The organism is Salegentibacter lacus, from assembly GCF_020164555.1.
Taxonomy (GTDB): Bacteria; Bacteroidota; Bacteroidia; order Flavobacteriales; family Flavobacteriaceae; genus Salegentibacter; species Salegentibacter lacus.
Window position 1 is genome coordinate 72,295 of the sequence record NZ_JAIQZB010000006.1, and the last position, 17,849, is coordinate 90,143.

Annotated in this window: 19 protein-coding genes; 7 read left to right on the forward strand and 12 right to left on the reverse strand. The window is 37.5% G+C overall.

The features are described 5' to 3' along the window. Positions 1 to 144: 144 nt before the first annotated feature. On the reverse strand, positions 145 to 1,137 hold the full coding sequence (gene trxB, locus LB465_RS06100; protein WP_224468218.1) for a thioredoxin-disulfide reductase: 993 nt from the start codon (positions 1,135 to 1,137) through the stop codon (positions 145 to 147). 252 nt (positions 1,138 to 1,389) lie between these two features. On the opposite strand from trxB, the gene LB465_RS06105 reads away from it, so the two are divergent. Continuing rightward, positions 1,390 to 2,016 (forward strand): trimeric intracellular cation channel family protein, encoded by a 627-nt coding sequence (locus tag LB465_RS06105; RefSeq protein ID WP_224468220.1) that lies wholly within the window; start codon positions 1,390 to 1,392, stop codon positions 2,014 to 2,016. 35 nt (positions 2,017 to 2,051) lie between these two features. Here LB465_RS06105 and LB465_RS06110 read toward each other — a convergent pair whose 3' ends face one another. The 9 genes from LB465_RS06110 to LB465_RS06150 form a co-directional block, all read right to left on the reverse strand. Further along, positions 2,052 to 2,465, reverse strand: a complete 414-nt coding sequence (locus LB465_RS06110) for a DUF6691 family protein (RefSeq protein WP_224468223.1) — start codon at positions 2,463 to 2,465, stop codon at positions 2,052 to 2,054. A 9-nt stretch (positions 2,466 to 2,474) separates the two neighbouring features. Then, positions 2,475 to 3,032 (reverse strand): YeeE/YedE family protein, encoded by a 558-nt coding sequence (locus LB465_RS06115; RefSeq protein ID WP_224468225.1) that lies wholly within the window; start codon positions 3,030 to 3,032, stop codon positions 2,475 to 2,477. A gap of 201 nt (positions 3,033 to 3,233) precedes the next feature. Beyond that, on the reverse strand, positions 3,234 to 4,136 hold the full coding sequence (locus LB465_RS06120) for an NAD(P)-dependent oxidoreductase (RefSeq protein WP_224468227.1): 903 nt from the start codon (positions 4,134 to 4,136) through the stop codon (positions 3,234 to 3,236). Further along, positions 4,127 to 4,267, reverse strand: a complete 141-nt coding sequence (locus LB465_RS06125) for a hypothetical protein (RefSeq protein ID WP_224468230.1) — start codon at positions 4,265 to 4,267, stop codon at positions 4,127 to 4,129. Before LB465_RS06125 ends, LB465_RS06120 begins: the two co-directional genes overlap by 10 nt. A gap of 53 nt (positions 4,268 to 4,320) precedes the next feature. After that, positions 4,321 to 5,862, reverse strand: a complete 1,542-nt coding sequence (locus tag LB465_RS06130; protein WP_224468232.1) for an acyl-CoA carboxylase subunit beta — start codon at positions 5,860 to 5,862, stop codon at positions 4,321 to 4,323. A 37-nt stretch (positions 5,863 to 5,899) separates the two neighbouring features. Next, the gene (gene accC / locus LB465_RS06135) at positions 5,900 to 7,342 is read right to left on the reverse strand and encodes an acetyl-CoA carboxylase biotin carboxylase subunit (RefSeq protein ID WP_224468234.1); all 1,443 of its coding nucleotides are present in this window, start codon (positions 7,340 to 7,342) and stop codon (positions 5,900 to 5,902) included. A gap of 49 nt (positions 7,343 to 7,391) precedes the next feature. Beyond that, complete coding sequence (locus LB465_RS06140) at positions 7,392 to 7,877, reverse strand: acetyl-CoA carboxylase biotin carboxyl carrier protein subunit (protein ID WP_224468236.1); 486 nt, start codon at positions 7,875 to 7,877, stop codon at positions 7,392 to 7,394. Between the two features lie 182 nt (positions 7,878 to 8,059). After that, the gene (locus LB465_RS06145) at positions 8,060 to 9,400 is read right to left on the reverse strand and encodes an MBL fold metallo-hydrolase (protein WP_224468239.1); all 1,341 of its coding nucleotides are present in this window, start codon (positions 9,398 to 9,400) and stop codon (positions 8,060 to 8,062) included. Beyond that, the gene (locus tag LB465_RS06150; RefSeq protein WP_224468241.1) at positions 9,381 to 10,310 is read right to left on the reverse strand and encodes a sterol desaturase family protein; all 930 of its coding nucleotides are present in this window, start codon (positions 10,308 to 10,310) and stop codon (positions 9,381 to 9,383) included. The genes LB465_RS06145 and LB465_RS06150 overlap by 20 nt, the downstream gene beginning before the upstream one ends. A gap of 223 nt (positions 10,311 to 10,533) precedes the next feature. Between LB465_RS06150 and LB465_RS06155 the strand changes: the two genes are divergently transcribed. Further along, entirely contained in the window at positions 10,534 to 11,526 is a 993-nt protein-coding gene (locus LB465_RS06155; RefSeq protein ID WP_224468244.1) for an aldo/keto reductase, read from the forward strand. 177 nt (positions 11,527 to 11,703) lie between these two features. Here LB465_RS06155 and LB465_RS06160 read toward each other — a convergent pair whose 3' ends face one another. Together LB465_RS06160 and LB465_RS06165 are read right to left on the reverse strand one after the other, a co-directional pair. Next, the gene (locus tag LB465_RS06160; RefSeq protein WP_224468247.1) at positions 11,704 to 12,942 is read right to left on the reverse strand and encodes an MFS transporter; all 1,239 of its coding nucleotides are present in this window, start codon (positions 12,940 to 12,942) and stop codon (positions 11,704 to 11,706) included. 17 nt (positions 12,943 to 12,959) lie between these two features. Further along, positions 12,960 to 14,330: a hypothetical protein gene (locus LB465_RS06165; protein WP_224468249.1), complete on the reverse strand. Its 1,371-nt coding sequence runs from the start codon at positions 14,328 to 14,330 to the stop codon at positions 12,960 to 12,962. A gap of 141 nt (positions 14,331 to 14,471) precedes the next feature. Between LB465_RS06165 and LB465_RS06170 the strand changes: the two genes are divergently transcribed. From LB465_RS06170 to LB465_RS06190, 5 genes are all read left to right on the forward strand, one after another. Next, the gene (locus LB465_RS06170) at positions 14,472 to 14,828 is read left to right on the forward strand and encodes a hypothetical protein (protein WP_224468252.1); all 357 of its coding nucleotides are present in this window, start codon (positions 14,472 to 14,474) and stop codon (positions 14,826 to 14,828) included. Positions 14,829 to 14,889: 61 nt separating this feature from the next. Beyond that, a complete protein-coding gene (locus LB465_RS06175; protein ID WP_224468255.1) occupies positions 14,890 to 15,297 on the forward strand; it encodes a DoxX family protein in 408 nt (135 codons plus the stop codon). Between the two features lie 30 nt (positions 15,298 to 15,327). Beyond that, on the forward strand, positions 15,328 to 15,744 hold the full coding sequence (locus LB465_RS06180; RefSeq protein ID WP_224468257.1) for a DsrE family protein: 417 nt from the start codon (positions 15,328 to 15,330) through the stop codon (positions 15,742 to 15,744). Positions 15,745 to 15,754: 10 nt separating this feature from the next. Further along, positions 15,755 to 16,174 carry a sulfur reduction protein DsrE gene (locus LB465_RS06185; RefSeq protein ID WP_224468260.1) on the forward strand — a complete coding sequence of 140 codons (420 nt, stop codon included), beginning with the start codon at positions 15,755 to 15,757 and terminating at the stop codon, positions 16,172 to 16,174. A 10-nt stretch (positions 16,175 to 16,184) separates the two neighbouring features. After that, positions 16,185 to 17,834 (forward strand): bifunctional metallophosphatase/5'-nucleotidase, encoded by a 1,650-nt coding sequence (locus LB465_RS06190; protein ID WP_224468262.1) that lies wholly within the window; start codon positions 16,185 to 16,187, stop codon positions 17,832 to 17,834. Positions 17,835 to 17,849 lie beyond the last annotated feature (15 nt).

Genomic DNA, 17,849 nt, shown 5'->3' on the forward strand with positions numbered 1-17,849 from the left:
ACTAACTTATCGTCATCCTGAACTTGTTTCAGGATCTAATCTGATTAGGTTTTTTGAGTTTCTTTTATATTTTTTTTCTATAAAACAAAAACCTCACAGGTTTTGAAAACCTGTGAGGTTTGAATTATAATAATTTCAGAAAAACTAAGCTTCCACCTTCTTTGTGGTTTTCACTTCTTCTCCTTCTTCGCTTTCCACTACGGCTAAGTAACGTTCAGCATCCAAAGCTGCCATACAACCGGTTCCAGCTGCGGTTACTGCCTGACGGTAAATCTTATCCTGTACATCACCAGAAGCAAAAACTCCCGGAATATTGGTTTTAGTAGACTTTCCTTCAGTAATTAAATACCCGGTATCGTCCATTGTTAATTTACTTTTAAAGATATCGGTATTTGGTTTATGCCCAATAGCTATAAACAATCCGGTGATCTCGATTTGCTCCTTCTCCCCGGTTTCTTTATTTAGCATTCTAAGCCCTTCTACCACCTGCTCACCAATTACTTCGTCAACTTCAGTGTTATATCGAACATCTATATTTTTAGTGTTGTTCACTCGATGTTGCATCGCTTTAGAAGCACGCATCTGGTCACCTCTTACCAACATGGTTACCTTACTGCAAATATTAGCTAAATATGTAGCCTCTTCAGCAGCGGTATCTCCACCTCCAACTATCGCTACATTCTGACCTTTATAGAAAAATCCGTCACAAACGGCACAGGCCGAAACCCCACCACCACGTAAACGTTGTTCACTTGGCAGGCCTAGGTATTTTGCGGTAGCACCGGTAGAAATAATAATTGCTTGGGCTTCAACCCAAGTAGAATTATCTACACAGGCTTTATGAATTCCGCCGTGTTTATCACTAAACTCAACCTCAGTCACCATCCCAATTCTTACTTCGGTACCAAAACGTTCGGCTTGTTTTTGAAGATCCATCATCATTTTTGGTCCATCTACGCCATCGGCATAACCGGGAAAGTTATCCACTTCGGTTGTTGTGGTTAACTGTCCCCCGGGTTCCATTCCGGTGTACATAACAGGTTTAAGATCTGCCCTTGCTGCGTAAATAGCCGCGGTATATCCCGCCGGTCCAGATCCTATGATTAAAGTTTTTATCCTTTCAATTTTATCGCTCATTTTATCTTGTTTTTCTTATTTACAAAAGTAATAACTTTCAATATAAACTTAGGTTAATCTTATTAAGTTTTACTCGATAATCGAGATTTTAATGCTTTTAGACCTTTCCCGAAAACGAATACATTTGCCCGATTTTCAATTGTGCCTACCATCGGGTTAATTTGTTATTCAGTAATAATTTGAATGTATAGATTTCATTCAGAATATAAAAATTAACGGCTTCCATAATTTAACTATACCTTTGTTCCCTAAATGGAACTTACCTTATTTAACATACTAGATATCCTGGGAACTATAGCTTTCGCTATTTCGGGAGCATTGGCAGCTATGGACCGGCGTCTGGATCTCTTTGGTATTTTCATTATCGGGTTCGTTACGGCCATTGGTGGCGGCACTTTACGTGATACTTTAATTGGAAATACGCCAGTCACCTGGATGGAAAACACTATTTATATTTACTTAATTGGCGGCGTTACCATTCTTGCTATCATTTTTAGAAACAAAATCAATTACCTTAAAAAATCACTCTTCCTTTTTGATACTATCGGCTTAGGGGTTTTTACCATTACCGGTGTTGAAATTGGTATTAGAAACAGTCTTGATCCCATAATTTGTGTTGCTCTTGGCGCCATGACGGGTACCTTTGGAGGTGTGATTCGTGATATCCTTTGTAACGAAATTCCTGTAATCTTTAGAAAAGAAATTTATGCCACCGCCTGTATTTTTGGCGGACTCGTTTTTGTAATTATGCACGACCTTGGCGTAAAACAGGATATTATTTACCTCACCACCTCGCTAATTGTAATTTCAATTCGGCTTATCGTAGTAAAATACCATATCTCACTTCCCTATTTCTATATTTCTTCGGAAAAAAAATAATCCCGTTTCCCCTTCTAAAATTTAATAAAGTACTCTTAATGTGGAAGTTTCTTCCGAAGCAATCCATAAAAGAAAGTTCCCAAAAGCGATCCAAGAAACACAATTAAAATCGGCAAAAATCCTGCGCCAATTAAGGTGAAAATTGGTCCCGGGCAAGCGCCTGCAAGTGCCCAACCTAATCCAAAGATAATTCCGCCGTACATATACCGGCTAAAACTTTTCTCCTTCGGAATAAATGAAATCCGTTCTCCATAAAAAGATTTCAGGTTTTTACGCTTTATAATTTGAACGCCAATAACTCCTAAAAACAAAGCAGAACCAATAATTCCATACATATGAAACGACTGAAACTGGAACATTTCATAAATCCTGAACCACGAAGCAGCTTCAGACTTGAACATTACAATTCCAAAAAATATACCTATCAATAAATATCCTATACTTCTCATAAATTCAATTTAAAATATTAGTGGAAATAATAAATGTACCATCACCAATCCACCGATAAAAAATCCGATAACGGCGATTAAAGAAGGTAATTGCAAGTTACTAAGTCCAGAAATTGCGTGCCCGGAAGTACAACCACCGGCATAACGTGCGCCAAAACCAATTAAGATTCCACCAACCAATAGAATGATAAGCGCTTTAATTCCGCCAACTGCTTCCCAGGTAAATAATTCGGTGGGCAGGTAAGCTTCACCCGCACTACTAAAACCTAAATCTTCCAGAATACTCACCGTATCAGGATTTATAGCTACAGAAAGGTCATTGCTCAGCAAATTAGCGCCTATAAAACCGCCAATAATAGCTCCTGCAACCACAATTAGATTCCAGCGCTGAGACTTCCAATCAAAATCGAAGAAATCGGCTTTAGAATCTGCGCCACACATTGTGCACATCGTTCTAAGGTTTGAAGACATTCCAAAACCTTTACCGATAAAGATGAGCAAAAACATTATTATTGCTATAAGCGGACCCGATACATACCAGGGCCAGGGTTCAAAAATCCATTCCATATTTCATTTTTTTAATAAGCTGCAAATTAAAAGGAATTTACGAAGGAAGACAGTAACAATTGTTACAGGTGACAATAATTTCAGAGAAAGTTAGTATTTATAGAACTAAAGAGATTGTAATCTTTTTAGAACCTGAAATAAACCCGCCTGAACGGATAGGCAGGTTCAGGGTGACTTACTTATTTTCAGAATTCTCTTTAGCTAATTGAAATATGATTTTAAATTCTCCAGCACTTTTTCAGATAAACGTCTTTGGGTTTCGGCACTCCAACCGGCGCTTTTTTTATGAGAAATTACCCGATTTAATTCTTTTGTTTCTTTGGAAAGCGAAGCCCCACCATCACCATCAAAAATTGCAAAGTTGCCTTCAGACTTTATCCAGCTTACAAAGGCTTTTTCTTCAAAAGGAAGCCCAAGAGAGGTATTGATTAAAATTTTTCCTGTACCAAAAGTTTTAAATTCCTCTTCTCCCAATAATTTTGTATTCTTAGGAAGGTGAAGTGAGATTATTTCAGTGGTTTTCAACAATTCTTCTAAAGATAAATATTGAAGTCCTTTAGCTTCCCAATTATTCTTTTTACTTCTACTGAAATAGTAAAGATCGGCTCCAAGTGGTAACAATGCTTCTGCTAACATTTGCCCAGTGGTGCCCAAACCAATAATTCCAATCTTTTTATCGGTAAGTTCTACCGGCATTTTTCGCCATTGGTGTTCACCAAAACCATGCAGTAACCGAATCAATTCAGAAACTATAAATTCTATAACCCCGGGATCTCCATAATCAAAAATCCCTTTGACGGTAATTCCCCGGTCCCTGGCGAAATCTACCGCTACGTTTGCCGATTCATCATCATACAGGCTGCAAGCCATTCCGATGTATTTAAGATGACTACATTTTTCAATAACACTTTTTGGAATTTGGGTCTTCCATGAAACTATAACAGCTTCTGCGTCCCCAATTCGTGCTATAAGTTCCTTTTCTGAATCTGGACTGTCTTTAAAAACCTCAACCTCAGCTTCACTGTACTGCTGGAGTTCTTCAATAGCCCAGTCTTCTAATTTAGTATGATCTACACATACAATCTTTTTGAATTTTACTCCCATTCCGGTAGTGTAGTTTCATCATAAACCTGGTTCAGTAATATGCCGTCTTCACGAATCTTTCTGGAAGTTTCAAATTCCAGTTCTAACTTTTTTCTTTCGAATTTTATATTTGATCTAGTAGTCTCAGACACGCTCATTATTTTTTTAGGTTTAGCATTTTAAATATGATTAAAAACAAGATATTCTATAAAGGAATATTTCCGTGCTTTCGCTTGGGTCTAAGCACTTTTTTATTTTCCAGCATACTAAAGCCTTTCAACAATTTTCTTCTTGTTTCCCATGGCATAATCACCTCATCAATAAATCCGCGTTGTGCGGCCTCAAAAGGATTAGCAAAAGTTTCAGCATATTCAGCTTCTTTTTCGGCTAGTTTCGCTTCGCTATCCTCAGCTTCCTGAATTTCCCTTCTAAAAATAATTTCACTGGCACCTTTAGCTCCCATCACCGCAATTTCGGCAGTTGGCCAGGCAAAATTAAGATCTGCGCCAATGTGTTTTGAATTCATCACATCATAAGCACCGCCATAGGCTTTTCGGGTAATTACGGTCACTTTTGGAACCGTGGCTTCGCTAAGCGCGTACAACAATTTTGCACCATTTAGAATAATTCCATTCCATTCCTGATCGGTTCCAGGTAAAAATCCAGGGACATCTACCAAAACGAGCAAAGGAATATTAAAACAATCACAAAAACGTGTAAATCGTGCCGCTTTTTTAGAAGAATCTACATCTAAAACGCCGGCAAGGCTCATTGGCTGGTTGGCAACAATCCCAACACTTCTTCCGCCCAAACGCGCGAAACCAACGATTATATTATCGGCATAATCTTTATGAATTTCAAAAAATGAATCTTCATCTATAATTCCGGTAATCACCTCGTGCATGTCATAAGGTTTATTGGAACTATCGGGAACTATGCTATCAAGGTCCTTTCTAATTTCGTCGCCCAACTCATAAGGAAGTTTCTCCGGCGCTTTTTTATTGTTCTGAGGCATATAGCTCACCAGCTTTTTAATATCTTCAAGACAGGCGATATCGTTGAAAGAAGTGATATGCGTAACCCCAGATTTCGTAGCGTGGGTTGAAGCACCACCCAATTCTTCTGAAGTTACTTCCTCGTTAGTTACCGTTTTCACCACGTTAGGCCCCGTCACGAACATATAACTGGTATCCTGGACCATTAGCGTAAAATCTGTCATTGCGGGGGAATAAACCGCACCACCTGCACAAGGGCCCATAATCGCTGAAATCTGCGGAATTACTCCGGAAGCTTTTACATTTCTATGAAAAATATCGGCATAACCACCTAAAGATTTTACACCTTCCTGAATTCTTGCTCCACCTGAATCGTTAAGCCCAATCATTGGCGCACCAACTTTTACGGCAAGATCCATTACTTTACAAATCTTCTCGGCATGGGTTTCTGAAAGCGAACCACCAAAAACAGTAAAATCCTGCGCAAAGACATAGACCAGTTTTCCGTTTATAGTTCCGTAACCTGTAACCACCCCGTCGCCATAGATTTTTTGATCTTCCATTCCAAAACCAGTGGTCCTGTGGGTTACCAAAATCCCTATTTCTTCAAAAGAACCTTCGTCCAGCAAATAATCTACGCGTTCACGGGCGGTAAGTTTCTTTTGGGCGTGTTGTTTGGCAATACGCTTTTCACCACCACCAAGGTGCGCCTGTTTAATCTTATCCTCCAATTTTTCTATATTCTGACTCATCAATATTTTTTTAACTTTAACTTAAACGATTCGAACATTAATTTTGCGGAATGCGCAATTGTTTCCTGTCCTTAAGGTATTGTCTTAAAGCCACCAGGGCAGCTAGTTTTGCCTCTTCTTCAATTTCAGCTTCAAGTTTCTCGGCGGAATAGTAATTCTTTACAAAATGCGTATCGAAATTTCCGCTTCTAAAGGCTTCGTGCTCAAAAACAAATTTTCCAAACGGAAGCGTAGTCATCACGCCCTCAACTTCATATTGCTCTATGGCTTTTAGCATTAATTGAATCGCTTCCTCACGGGTTTTTCCATAAGTAATCAATTTTGCCAGCATCGGGTCGTAATAAATAGGAACTTCCATCCCTTCTTCAAACCCGTTATCTACCCGTATATTATCACCCTTCGGAATACTGTATTTTTCCAGTGTTCCAACACTTGGCATAAAATTATCCATTGGGTCTTCGGCATAAACCCGAAGTTCTACTGCGTGTCCTTTTATAGTTAGATCTTCCTGAAGCAATTTCAATTTTTCGCCACGGGCAATCCTTATTTGCTGTTCTACTAGGTCTATTCCTGTAATGTATTCGGTTACTGGATGCTCCACCTGCAAACGGGTATTCATTTCCAGAAAGTAAAAATTTTGGTTTTCATCGAAAAGAAACTCCACGGTGCCGGCACCAACATAATCGCAAGCTTTTGCCACTTTTACCGCGGCCTTACCCATTTGTTTTCGCAGTTTTGAATCCAGCACTACAGATGGTGCTTCTTCCACCACCTTTTGATGCCTACGCTGCACGCTACATTCCCGTTCAAAAAGATGAATATAATTTCCGTGGGAATCAGCTAAAACCTGAATTTCTATATGCCTTGGAGAAGAAACATACTTCTCAATAAAAACCGAACCATCGCCAAAAGCCGATTCAGCTTCGCTAATTGCGCGCTTCATCTGGTCTTCCAGGTCTTTTTCTTTTTCAACAATACGCATTCCTTTACCACCGCCACCAGCAGAAGCTTTTATTAAAATAGGAAAACCGATCTCTTTAGCAATTTTTTTCGCCTTTTCGGGATCGGTAACCGCTTCGTCAATTCCGGGGACCATTGGGATATCGTAATCCTTCACCGCATCTTTCGCAGCAAGTTTGCTTCCCATAATTTTAATGGCTTTAGAACCGGGACCAATCCAGGTAATCCCGTTCTTCTCTACATTTTCGGCAAAATCGGCATTTTCACTTAAAAATCCGTAACCGGGATGTATCCCGTCTACACCGAGTTCTTTAGCTACTTCAATAATTCTATCGCCTTTAAGATACGATTCGTTGGAAGGCGCTTCCCCTATGCAAACCGCCTCATCGGCAAACTTTACGTGGGGCGCATTTCTATCGGCCTTAGAAAACACTGCAACGGTCTTGATCCCCATTTTCTGAACGGTTTTCATTACCCGTAACGCAATCTCTCCCCTATTGGCTACTAATATTTTCTTCATTATTTTTTATAAATTTTGTTCCACTAATAACTGCAACCTGTTCACTGAATTATTCCATTTCAATTAACAACTGGTTCTTTTCCACTGTTTGCCCATTTTTTACGGTAATGGACTTCACCACTCCGTCTCTGGGTGCGGTTAGCGTGTTTTCCATTTTCATCGCTTCCAAAACCAGTAAATAATCGCCTTCTTTTACTTCAGCACCTTCTACTACGTTTACTTCCAGGATAAGCCCTGGCATTGGTGCTTTGATATCGTTGATCATTTGAGCTGTTCCCAGGGAAAGTCCCATCTCTTCAATGAGCAAATCCAGCTCGTTGGAAATTGCTACTTTGTAAGTGTTAGAATTGATCTTGATGTCGTACTGACGTTGAAGAAAATTTTCGGTAAAAACCTCAGCCTTAAAACTGCGATTTTCCTGTAACAAGTGATAATGCTTATCGGTAATTTCTTGTGTATCTAAAGCCGTAATCTGGTCTCTGGTAAATTCAAATTCAAATACATCATTTACTTTAACCTTATATTTTTTTTCCATATTTCGTAGTTTTCAAATCTAATTTGAAGCTTATGTTGTAAATATAGAAAAAGTTTGGAGCAATTACTTATGAGTTTTCAAGATTCAGGCTTAGATGAGGACAATTGAATTTACAATAAAATATAAAAAAAGCCCTGCAGATTCAAATATCTACAGGGCTTGTAATAATTGTTGTTATGAAATTATGAAAACTCTTTAATCGCTTCACTTAGGTCAAAAACTTTGGCATTCTTAAATTTGTTTTCAAGAATACTGCTTCCTGCAGCTGAGCGATATCCACCGGCACAGTGTACCATGAAGGGTTTATCCTCTGGTAATTCATCTGCACGATCTCTAAGCTCATTCAAAGGAATTGCTTTGGCATCATCAAAGATCTTACCTTCTTCAATCTCGCTTTCATTTCTTATATCTACGATGGTATAATTATCCTTATTAGATTTAAAATCTTCCAGTTTAAAATCATCTGATGATTTTGAAACTTTTTCAGATAAAGTCACTACTCCTTTCATTTGCTTTTCATAACCGATTTTAGCAGTTCTTTCTAGCAAATCGTCAATTTGATCTACGCTTTCAACAACAAGGTAAAATTCCTCTTCCGGCTCAATAATAGCGCCTAACCAGGTTTCATACTTATCGCCTTCCGATCTTGCCATTATATTAATACTGTTTGGCAAATGTCCTTTTTTGTAAACATTGCCATCACGAGTATCTACAACGGTTGTTCCTTCTTCTTCTAAGGAATCTACATAAAGTTTAACCGGAACTTCATATTTTGCCTTTTGAACATTTAAAGCACCTTTTCGGTTTATTTCCACATTAAATCCAAAATATGAAGGAATAAAGGGTTGATCCTTTAGGATTTCTTCTAAAAACTCTTCTTCAGTTTGGTCTTTAAAAGCCCAGTTTCCCTGGCGCTCATTTCCTAATGTACTGGAAGAAGCGTCACTCATATTTTTCCCGCAAAGCGAACCTGCACCGTGAGCAGGGTAAATTAATGTATCATCTGGCAAATCGTTAAATTTGGTTTGCATTGTGTTGTACATTTGTTTAGCCAATTCTACACGCTTTGCTTTCATATTACCAGCTTTTTCGCGTAAATCTGGTCTCCCAACATTTCCAATAAAAAGCGTATCTCCACTAAACATAACGGTTTCGCCGTTTTCTTCAGCAATAAAAGTTAAACTATCTGGCGAATGGCCGGGAGTGTGTAATGGCTTTATACTTGCGTTTCCAATTTTCACTTCATCTCCTTCATCAAAAGGTGTGTGCGAATATTCTACGCCAACTTTTTCACTAATATAAATTGTTGCACCGGTTTCCTTCTGAATCTGCAAATGCCCACTCACAAAATCGGCGTGAGGGTGAGTTTCAAAAACCGCCACGATCTTTGCATTGTTCTCTTCGGCAAATTTATAGTATTGCATAGGATTACGGCTTGGATCTACCAAAGCCATTTCTCCATTGCTTATCAGCGCGTAAGAATAATGCGCAAGTGGTTCGTCTTTAAACTGTTTTATTTTCATTTTCTGTCTTTTTTAAATTATAAACTGATTTCTGTGTATTATTTTTTTTAAATGGAAATACCATTTGATTTTTAAAATCTTGCGGAAATTCTTCATCTCCTTCAAAACCTAATTCTATATCTTTTCCTTCCTGAGGAATATATGCTGTCCCAAACAAGTAATCCCAAATACTCAAGCTTAAGCCGAAATTCATTCCATAAGGTCTGTCTTCCGGAAGGGCTTTGGAGTGATGCCAGATATGCATTTTAGGATTATTCAACAGATATCCGAAAACACCATAATTCCAGCCCACATTCGCGTGATTTAAATGCCCAATGAAAACTGCAAACATATGCACCACAAAAAATTCCTGAATTCCAAAGCCAATCATTGCCAGCGGAATATACTGCACGGTTTTATAAATAATGGTTTCCATAAAATGAAACCTAAACTGTGCGGCAAAGCCCATTTCCTTAGCGCTGTGGTGCACTTTGTGAAACTCCCAAAGCCACGGCTGTTTGTGCAACTGCCGGTGAACATTCCATTGTATAAAATCGGCTATAATGAACATTATTAGCAATTGTACCCAAATCGGGAAGTTTTGTACTTCTATGGCCACAATATTGGTAATTCCGAATAGGCCAAGGAAATCGTTAAACAATTCCACGGCAACGTTCGAGATCGCATTATAACCAACCAGCGAAAACAGGAAAAAATTAAATAAAATATAGAACGTATCCAGCCAAAAATCCTTTCGAAAAATCTTTTGATCTTTTCTCCAGGGGATTAATATTTCCAGCACCCAAACTAAAAGCGACAATCCAATTAACCAATAGAAATAATTGGTCCAGGAAGGATTGCTAATTTCGTTAACCAGGTAATTAAAATACCCGGTAAAAGAATCGGCAATTATGTTTAAGTACTTTTCCAACCGATTTATTAAGTTTTACAATGCAAAAATATAATAATCCTACACTAAGGGCAGTAACTTTTGTTACAGTAGACAAAACCTCCGTAACTTATTAAATTTTGAGGTTCTTAACATAGGTAACCATTATAATGTTAGTCTTTGTTAAATGCCGAATATTTTAGCCTTTTCTATTTATTTTTATTGCTGAAAATTTCAAAAAAATCAACTATAAAATTATAATTAAATGAGTCAGTTTAAGTTACAACATACGTTTGGATTAGGCGGAGTTGCCATCGGTAATGGATTTAATGAATTAAGCGATGATGAAGCCGAAAAGACATTGGAAGCCGCCTGGGAAGCCGGAGTAAGATATTACGATACTTCGCCCTGGTATGGTTTGGGTTTGAGCGAAAGGCGTTTTGGACATTTTCTGCATAATAAAAAACGAGAAGATTATGTGCTTTCCACTAAAGTTGGTCGAGTTTTAAAAGCTACTAAAAATGTCCCTGAAGTAATGTGGAAAAACCCATCACCATTTGATTATATATATGATTATTCTGCTGATTCTGTAAGGCGTTCTGTAGAAGATAGCTTGCAGCGCTTAGGCGTAGAAAGTATAGATTATGCTTTTATCCACGACCTCTCCCCAGATCATAACGATGAATACGAAGAAGGCACAACCTGGGAAGACCATTTTGAAGTTGCGAAAAAAGGCGCAATGCCAGAACTTGAAAAAATGAAAGAAGAAGGTTTGATCAAAGCCTGGGGACTAGGTGTAAATACCATTGATCCCATTCTAAAAACTTTAGAAGTCGCAAAACCAGATGTTTTTCTTTCTGCTATTCAATATTCTTTGGTTCATCATAAAGAATCTCTGGAGCGTTTATTACCAGCAATAGAAAAAAGTGAAGCCACTTTAATAAATGCGGCACCTTTTAATGCAGGCTTGCTTGCCGGACAAAAACGTTATAATTATGCCGGGGAAATGCCAAATGATATTTCAGATCGATATAAAAAGATCCTTGAAATTGCTAAAAAGCATAATGTAAACCTTGTAGCAGCTTCGCTTCAATTTTCTTTAGCACCCAAAACGGCAGGAACGGTCCTGGCCGGTGCAAGTAAACCCGAACAGGTTCGTGAAAATATAAAAGCCCTGGAAGAAAAAATTTCGGGAGAATTCTGGTCAGATTTAAAAAAAGAAAAACTAATCGAAGAGAAAGCAGAAGTTCCTGCATAAAATATTAAGCCACGAATTCAGGAATACTTTTTATTTGTGAATTCGTGGCTTTTTTACAAGTTATGATCAAAGCTCAAATTGCAAGCTTATTATTATATGTAAAATTCATTATTATCAATAGTTCTTTCAGAAATAAATCCTGTACTAGTTCACTTTAAAATTCAAATGAGGTGGAAATTAACTCTTAAATTTCAATAATTTCCGGGTTTTATTATCTCTATAATCCATTCTAATAAAAATAATAGCTGCTGAAATTAAAGTAAGAATACCAATTAACATAATCGCGGCCTCAATACTTACCAAATCGGCAATTACTCCAGTTAGCACTGCTCCTATCGCATAACCTAAATCTCGCCAAAGTCTGAAAACACCGATACTTTTTGCCCGGTCTTGTGGATGGGTATAATCGGCAATAGTTGCCAGAAAAGTTGGGTATACCATTGCGGTTCCCCAGCCGAGTAAAGAAGAAAGTATCACAAAATGTGTCATTGTTTCGGCCCAAACCAAAATCACCAAAACTATTGCTTGTAAGAGCATCCCGATAAACAGCATATCTTTCTTACTAAAAATATCGGCCATCCTACCGGTAAACAATTGCCCTATGCCCCAAACTGCGGGATAAAGCGCTGTAACAATTCCTATTTGTTCAAGATTAAAACCTTTTCCGGAAAGTAAGATTGGAAATAATCCCCAGGCCATCCCGTCATTAAGATTATTGATTAAACCTGCCTGACTTACAGAACCAAGGTTTTTATCTTTCCAGGTAGTATCCCAAAAAATATTCTTTAATCGAGACATCCCGCTGCTGCCTTCTTCTTTAGCTACGTGATGTCTGGTGTCTTTTACAAAGAAAATACTGAAAAGTAATCCCAATAACATTAATACAATCCCAATATAAAACGGATAAGGCCTTAAACCATATTCTGAAGCGATCCAACCAGTTAAAAATGCCACTACAGCTACCGCAAAATACCCGGCAAATTCGTTTAATCCCATGGCAAAACCACGCTGCTTTTCACCTACAAGATCAATCTTCATAACCACGGTACTACTCCAGGCCAATCCCTGGTTAATTCCCAGCAAAACATTGGCAACAATAATCCAGTTCCAGTTTTCGGCATAAATTAGGATAAACGGAATAGGAATGGCAAAAATCCATCCTAACACCAGAAGGTTTTTTCTTCCAAATTTATTAGCAAGAGCACCCGCGTAATAATTGGAGATTGCTTTTACCACTCCAAAAACCACGATAAACGATAAAATAGCGCTAGTTGCCGCTATGCCAAATTCTTTCTCGGCAATTTCGGGTAAGATACTACGTTCCAGACCTACCATCCCACCAACAAAAGCATTCACCAGAACCAGCAAACTAAATTGCTTCCAGTTTTCTTTTAATCCTAATTTTATATTTTCCATTCGGTAAGCTTTGAAATTTAAAAGTTAAAGTTCGTCACAAAATTCAACTGGTTAAAATTACTCTTATTAAAAATGCTTTGAGCATCGGTGTGGTTTTGATTTTTTCTATAAATCCATAAAATATCAAAACTCAGGCCTTCGAGAAATCCACTGGCATAATAACTTAAATGACTATTTACCTGAAAAGATTCATCTACATTATATTTATTAAATTTAAACTTACCGGTTTCCGGGCCTTGCAATTGTTGCATCTCCATCCCAATATGAAAATCGGGCTTTGGTAAGTGATATTGAGCCTTAATTGTAAAAACATCTATATTTCCCAAACCTTCCAGGCGCGATCTTGGAATTGAAGTAAAAAATTGATCCCGCCCTAGTTCCTTCGGAAATAAAAATCGGCCCGAATCAAAAGCGTGGGTATAGGCAAACGTTAAATTTAAACCGGCATTCTCCCAATTAAGCTGTGAACTTAAAACCTGTCCATTTTCATCGGGTTGAACATATCGCTTTAAGAAATCCAGGTCTTCTGAATAAGAAAAAGGATTTTGATATACATATTGAATTCCAAATTTAAAATCTGCCAGGTCATAGCCGGCTTCTGCCCAAATCGTATTCATCACTTTATCCAGATAAAAATCATAAAATTTCAGCTCAAAATTCTCGCTTTTAAAATTATAATTTATAATCCCAATTCCAGAAGAAGGATAGGATTCATGATATTCAGCCATTTCTCCATTAGGCTGAAATCCGTTATAGAAAAGTCCTATTGTTTCTTCCATAGAGAACCACTCGGTAGTTGAACGAGGCGAAGCTCCATCAAGCCAACCTAAATTAACCTGATGTTTTATACCGAAATTTAAGTGTGCCCAGGCACCACGATGGGCAAAGGGTTTCATTCGGCCGTCGCTATGGTTTAAAAGCGGAGTAAATTCAGTTTCCAATTTTCCATAACTTAAATAAGAATTCCCAAAACGATAGCGAATAAATAGTTCCTCTAACCTATCAAGATCATTGAAATTTCCTTTGTTTATCACATCATAAAGTTCATATTCCCACTTTGCATTTTTACCCGTGACTGCGTCTTCTATTCCCAGATCACTGCCAAAAGTCTTAAAAGTAAAAATTCCCTTTACCCCAATCTCAAAACCTTTAAAATTTCCCGTTGTGAATCCCACTGCACCGCCGGTTGCATTAGTATAATAATTTTGTAAATCGCCCCGGTTAATGGTATTCATAAAATAATTACGAAAGTGGCCATGAAAATGGGCATTGATAAAAATATCCTTCAATTGAGGGTCTTCCTCTTTTAAAGATGTTTTGTGTTGTGCATTCAAATAAAAGCTCAGGAAAAAAGCAAAAACCAGAGGGGTTAACTTTATATTCTTCAAAATAAAAGATTATTAGATTTGGAATGCAAAAGTCTTTTAATTCTGGAGCTACTACTGTAACAAGGGTTACTTAGCCTTCAATTATGTGTGTAACATTAGTCACAAAACGCTTCACTTGTTTGCTTTATATTTGAAAATTAAATGAAATTAAATACTTACATAGCGATTTTTCTTACCTTGGTTTTCTTCGGAAAATTCCTGCTGCTGGACACAAAGGTGCTCAACAGCATTTTAGGTACCGATGAAATTGCATTAGTAAATACGTTATGTAAGAAAAAAATTAAGAAATCTGTAGATACGGTAAATCTTTCACAGAAATCTTCGGTACTCGTTATTAATTCTGAGGCATTGTGTAATGCCCCATTCTACATTCCAAAAATTAACTTGTCCGAAGTTGAACAAATAAATAATTTTCAGGATTTCAGTTACTTAAATCCTTCTGTTATTTCCACCTATTTTTCTAAAAATTACCCACCTCCGAAGTTATTAGTGGCATAATCGAATCAAATTCCGGATCCAAATCTGGATAAATATGATTTTTCACTAATCTTAAATTAACATGAATACAAAAATTTTAGTAAGTCGTCGCTCTATACAAGTCTTTAGAGTGATGCTCAGCGGGATATTTCTCGTGGCCAGTTTACATCATTTACTCAATGTAGATAAAACGGTGCAAAGAATAGATCAGGCTAATTTTAAAGGAATTGCTTACTTCTTTGGGCATCCCGAATTTATGGTAATAATATCAGGCATTGTTATGCTTCTAGCGGGCTCCAGTTTGCTTATAGGCTACAAAACACGCTGGTCATCAATAATTTTACTGGCGGTTTTAATACCTATTACTCTAACCATACAGGTTGGACAAATAACCACATTAGGCCCCCTATTTAAAAATGTTGCGATTTCAGGCGGACTCCTGTTTTTTATACTAAATGATTTTAAAGATCAACAAATAACAAAAATATAACCGACTGTTTCAGTCACAAAAATTCAAAAAATGAAAAAGATAATTCTAATTTTCACAGCTTTTATAATGCTGTTTTCAGTAAATACGCAAGCACAAAATCACGATACAGAAAAGAATAACTACGTGGTTTTAACCAAGAAAATTCCGCAATTACAACCTATTTTAATTACTGCGGAAGAATTGAAAAAAGAAGACGGACATCATTTTGGTGATTTCCAAATTATCGTTTGTGGTCAAACCGTGAAAGGTTTAACCGATAAAGAGGAAATGAAAAAATTCACCGAAAGGGCTAAAAAGGCCGGAGTTGCAATAAAAGCCTGCGGATTTTCCCTGAATAAATTCGAAGTAAATCCCGATGAAATTCCTTCAGAAATAGAAATCGTAGAAAATGGTATTCTATACAATTTTCAACTTCAGAAAAAAGGATATTTCAGTATAGAGCTTTAAAAAAAGAGAAATGAAAAAATTAACAGGAATATTACTAGTGTTCTTAACCTTAGGTTTTTCAATGAATGCTCAAATGGCAGCTGGAGATCATAAGAATAATTACATAGTATTAACAACAAAGATCCCTCAAATGGAACCAATTATCCTTACCGCTAATTCTTTGAAAGAGGAAGACGGTGAGAAATTTGGCGACTTCCAGATAGTCTTGTATGGACTCAATATTAAAGGGCTTACTAACATAAAAGAAATGGATAAGTATGTAAATAAAGCTAAGGCTACAGGTGTACAAATAATGGTTTGTAAACTTTCCCTGGCTAAGCTAAAAATTAATTCCACAGATCTTCATCCATATATTAAGGTCGTAGATCACGCATTTACTCATGCTATTGAACTACAAAAAAATAAAAACTATTACAGTCTTGAATTATAAAATAATAAATATGAAATTTAATTTAAAAGCAGTTCTTGGGATGTTAACCGTCCTGGTAAGTGCAGGTCTCACCTCTTGTAAAGAATCAAGCAAAGAGGATTCATTAAGTAAAGATGCTAATAAATCAACTAAAATCACCATTTTACAAACTGCCGATATTCACGGGCAACTGGACTCTCACCCCGAATTATTCTGGGAAAATGAAGAAATAGTTTTTAAAGAACGTGGGGGCCTGGCGCATATTCAAACCTTATTTAAGGAAGAACGGGCAAAAAACCCGAATACGGTGATTTTGGATGGAGGCGATCTAATCCAGGGAAGCGGTTATGCCGCGTTGTCTGAAGGGAAAATTTTCCCCGACATCATTAAAAATATGGATTATGATCTTATTGTACCCGGAAACTGGGAAGTGGTTTACGGCAAACAGGTGATGATGGATGTTTTACAGGCTTTTGAAACACCTGTAATTGTTCAGAATATGTTTCATAATGATAATAAAAAAGAGCTTTTCCCTCCTTACTGGATCAAAGAAATCGAGGGTGTAAAACTCGGATTTATAGGTATTAACGATCCCGATGTTCCTGTGCGGCAAAACCCGATCTTTAGCGAAGGAATTGCTTTTAGCGGACTGGACGATGGTGTGGAAGAATTGATCCAGAAAGTAAAAAACGAAGAAAAAGTTGATGCGTTGTTTCTCGTAACACATTTCGGGATTTTTAAGCAGGTAGAACTTGCAAACAACCCAATAGCAAAGGATGTAGATTATATTTTTGGAAACGATACCCACGAACGGGTTCGGGAGCCTATTGAAGGTAAATACGCCAAAGTTACCGAACCCGGAGCTTTTGGTTCCTTCGTTGGGAAATTAGATCTTTATTTTAAAGATGGCGAAATTGTAGACCAGGAATATGAATTGATGGATGTGGATCCTAAAAAATATCCAGCCGATCCTGAAATCGCCGAGTTGGTTAAGAAGGCTAAAGCTCCTTACAAAGAACATTTGGAAACCGTAATTGGTTATACTGAAACTCCACTTTACCGCTACTTAACCGTAGAAAACCCAATGGATAATATGATTACCGATGCTGCACGCTGGAAAACCGGCGCAGATATCTCCATCTCTAACGGATTTCGATTTGGAAATCCTATAGTTCCCGAAAACGGAAAACCGGCTCCTATCACCCGGGCTAATTTATGGAACTTATTACCGGTAAATGAAAAAGTAAAAACGGGAAAAGCCAGTGGAAAGCAGATCAAAGACTGGTTGGAAAATGAAATGCATAATGCATTTGCCCAAAATTCAAAAGAACGCTTTGGTGGCTGGCTGGTAAGATTTTCAGGAATGAAAGTCAATTTTAATTCTCAAAATGAAAAAGGTAAACGAATACAATCGGTTACTGTGAAAGGTGAAGAGATGCAGGATGATGAATATTATACCATTTCAGCCTGCGTGAGACCAGGCGACCCGATAGATAACCTTTGCCGAATGCCAAATGTAAAAGATGTTGAGGTAAAAGATTATACCATTCACGAACTGGTAGAAGAATATTTGCAAAAAAATTCGCCTGTGTCCCCTAAACTGGATGGACGCGCTTATTGCGAATATTTAGGCGAAAAATCGTTTTCAACAGTTCCCGGAACCGATTATAAATTTCAATAAATAAATAAACCTCAC

Coding starts and splice junctions, on each gene's coding strand:
- LB465_RS06170 (WP_224468252.1), top strand. CDS start 14,472: ATGAAATTAAATACTTACATAGCGATTTTTCTTACCTTGGTTTTCTTC.
- LB465_RS06155 (WP_224468244.1), top strand. CDS start 10,534: ATGAGTCAGTTTAAGTTACAACATACGTTTGGATTAGGCGGAGTTGCC.
- LB465_RS06175 (WP_224468255.1), top strand. CDS start 14,890: ATGAATACAAAAATTTTAGTAAGTCGTCGCTCTATACAAGTCTTTAGA.
- LB465_RS06110 (WP_224468223.1), bottom strand. CDS start 2,465: ATGAGAAGTATAGGATATTTATTGATAGGTATATTTTTTGGAATTGTA.
- LB465_RS06120 (WP_224468227.1), bottom strand. CDS start 4,136: ATGGGAGTAAAATTCAAAAAGATTGTATGTGTAGATCATACTAAATTA.
- LB465_RS06160 (WP_224468247.1), bottom strand. CDS start 12,942: ATGGAAAATATAAAATTAGGATTAAAAGAAAACTGGAAGCAATTTAGT.
- LB465_RS06115 (WP_224468225.1), bottom strand. CDS start 3,032: ATGGAATGGATTTTTGAACCCTGGCCCTGGTATGTATCGGGTCCGCTT.
- LB465_RS06145 (WP_224468239.1), bottom strand. CDS start 9,400: ATGAAAATAAAACAGTTTAAAGACGAACCACTTGCGCATTATTCTTAC.
- LB465_RS06180 (WP_224468257.1), top strand. CDS start 15,328: ATGAAAAAGATAATTCTAATTTTCACAGCTTTTATAATGCTGTTTTCA.
- accC (WP_224468234.1), bottom strand. CDS start 7,342: ATGAAGAAAATATTAGTAGCCAATAGGGGAGAGATTGCGTTACGGGTA.
- LB465_RS06105 (WP_224468220.1), top strand. CDS start 1,390: ATGGAACTTACCTTATTTAACATACTAGATATCCTGGGAACTATAGCT.
- LB465_RS06140 (WP_224468236.1), bottom strand. CDS start 7,877: ATGGAAAAAAAATATAAGGTTAAAGTAAATGATGTATTTGAATTTGAA.
- trxB (WP_224468218.1), bottom strand. CDS start 1,137: ATGAGCGATAAAATTGAAAGGATAAAAACTTTAATCATAGGATCTGGA.
- LB465_RS06185 (WP_224468260.1), top strand. CDS start 15,755: ATGAAAAAATTAACAGGAATATTACTAGTGTTCTTAACCTTAGGTTTT.
- LB465_RS06190 (WP_224468262.1), top strand. CDS start 16,185: ATGAAATTTAATTTAAAAGCAGTTCTTGGGATGTTAACCGTCCTGGTA.
- LB465_RS06130 (WP_224468232.1), bottom strand. CDS start 5,862: ATGAGTCAGAATATAGAAAAATTGGAGGATAAGATTAAACAGGCGCAC.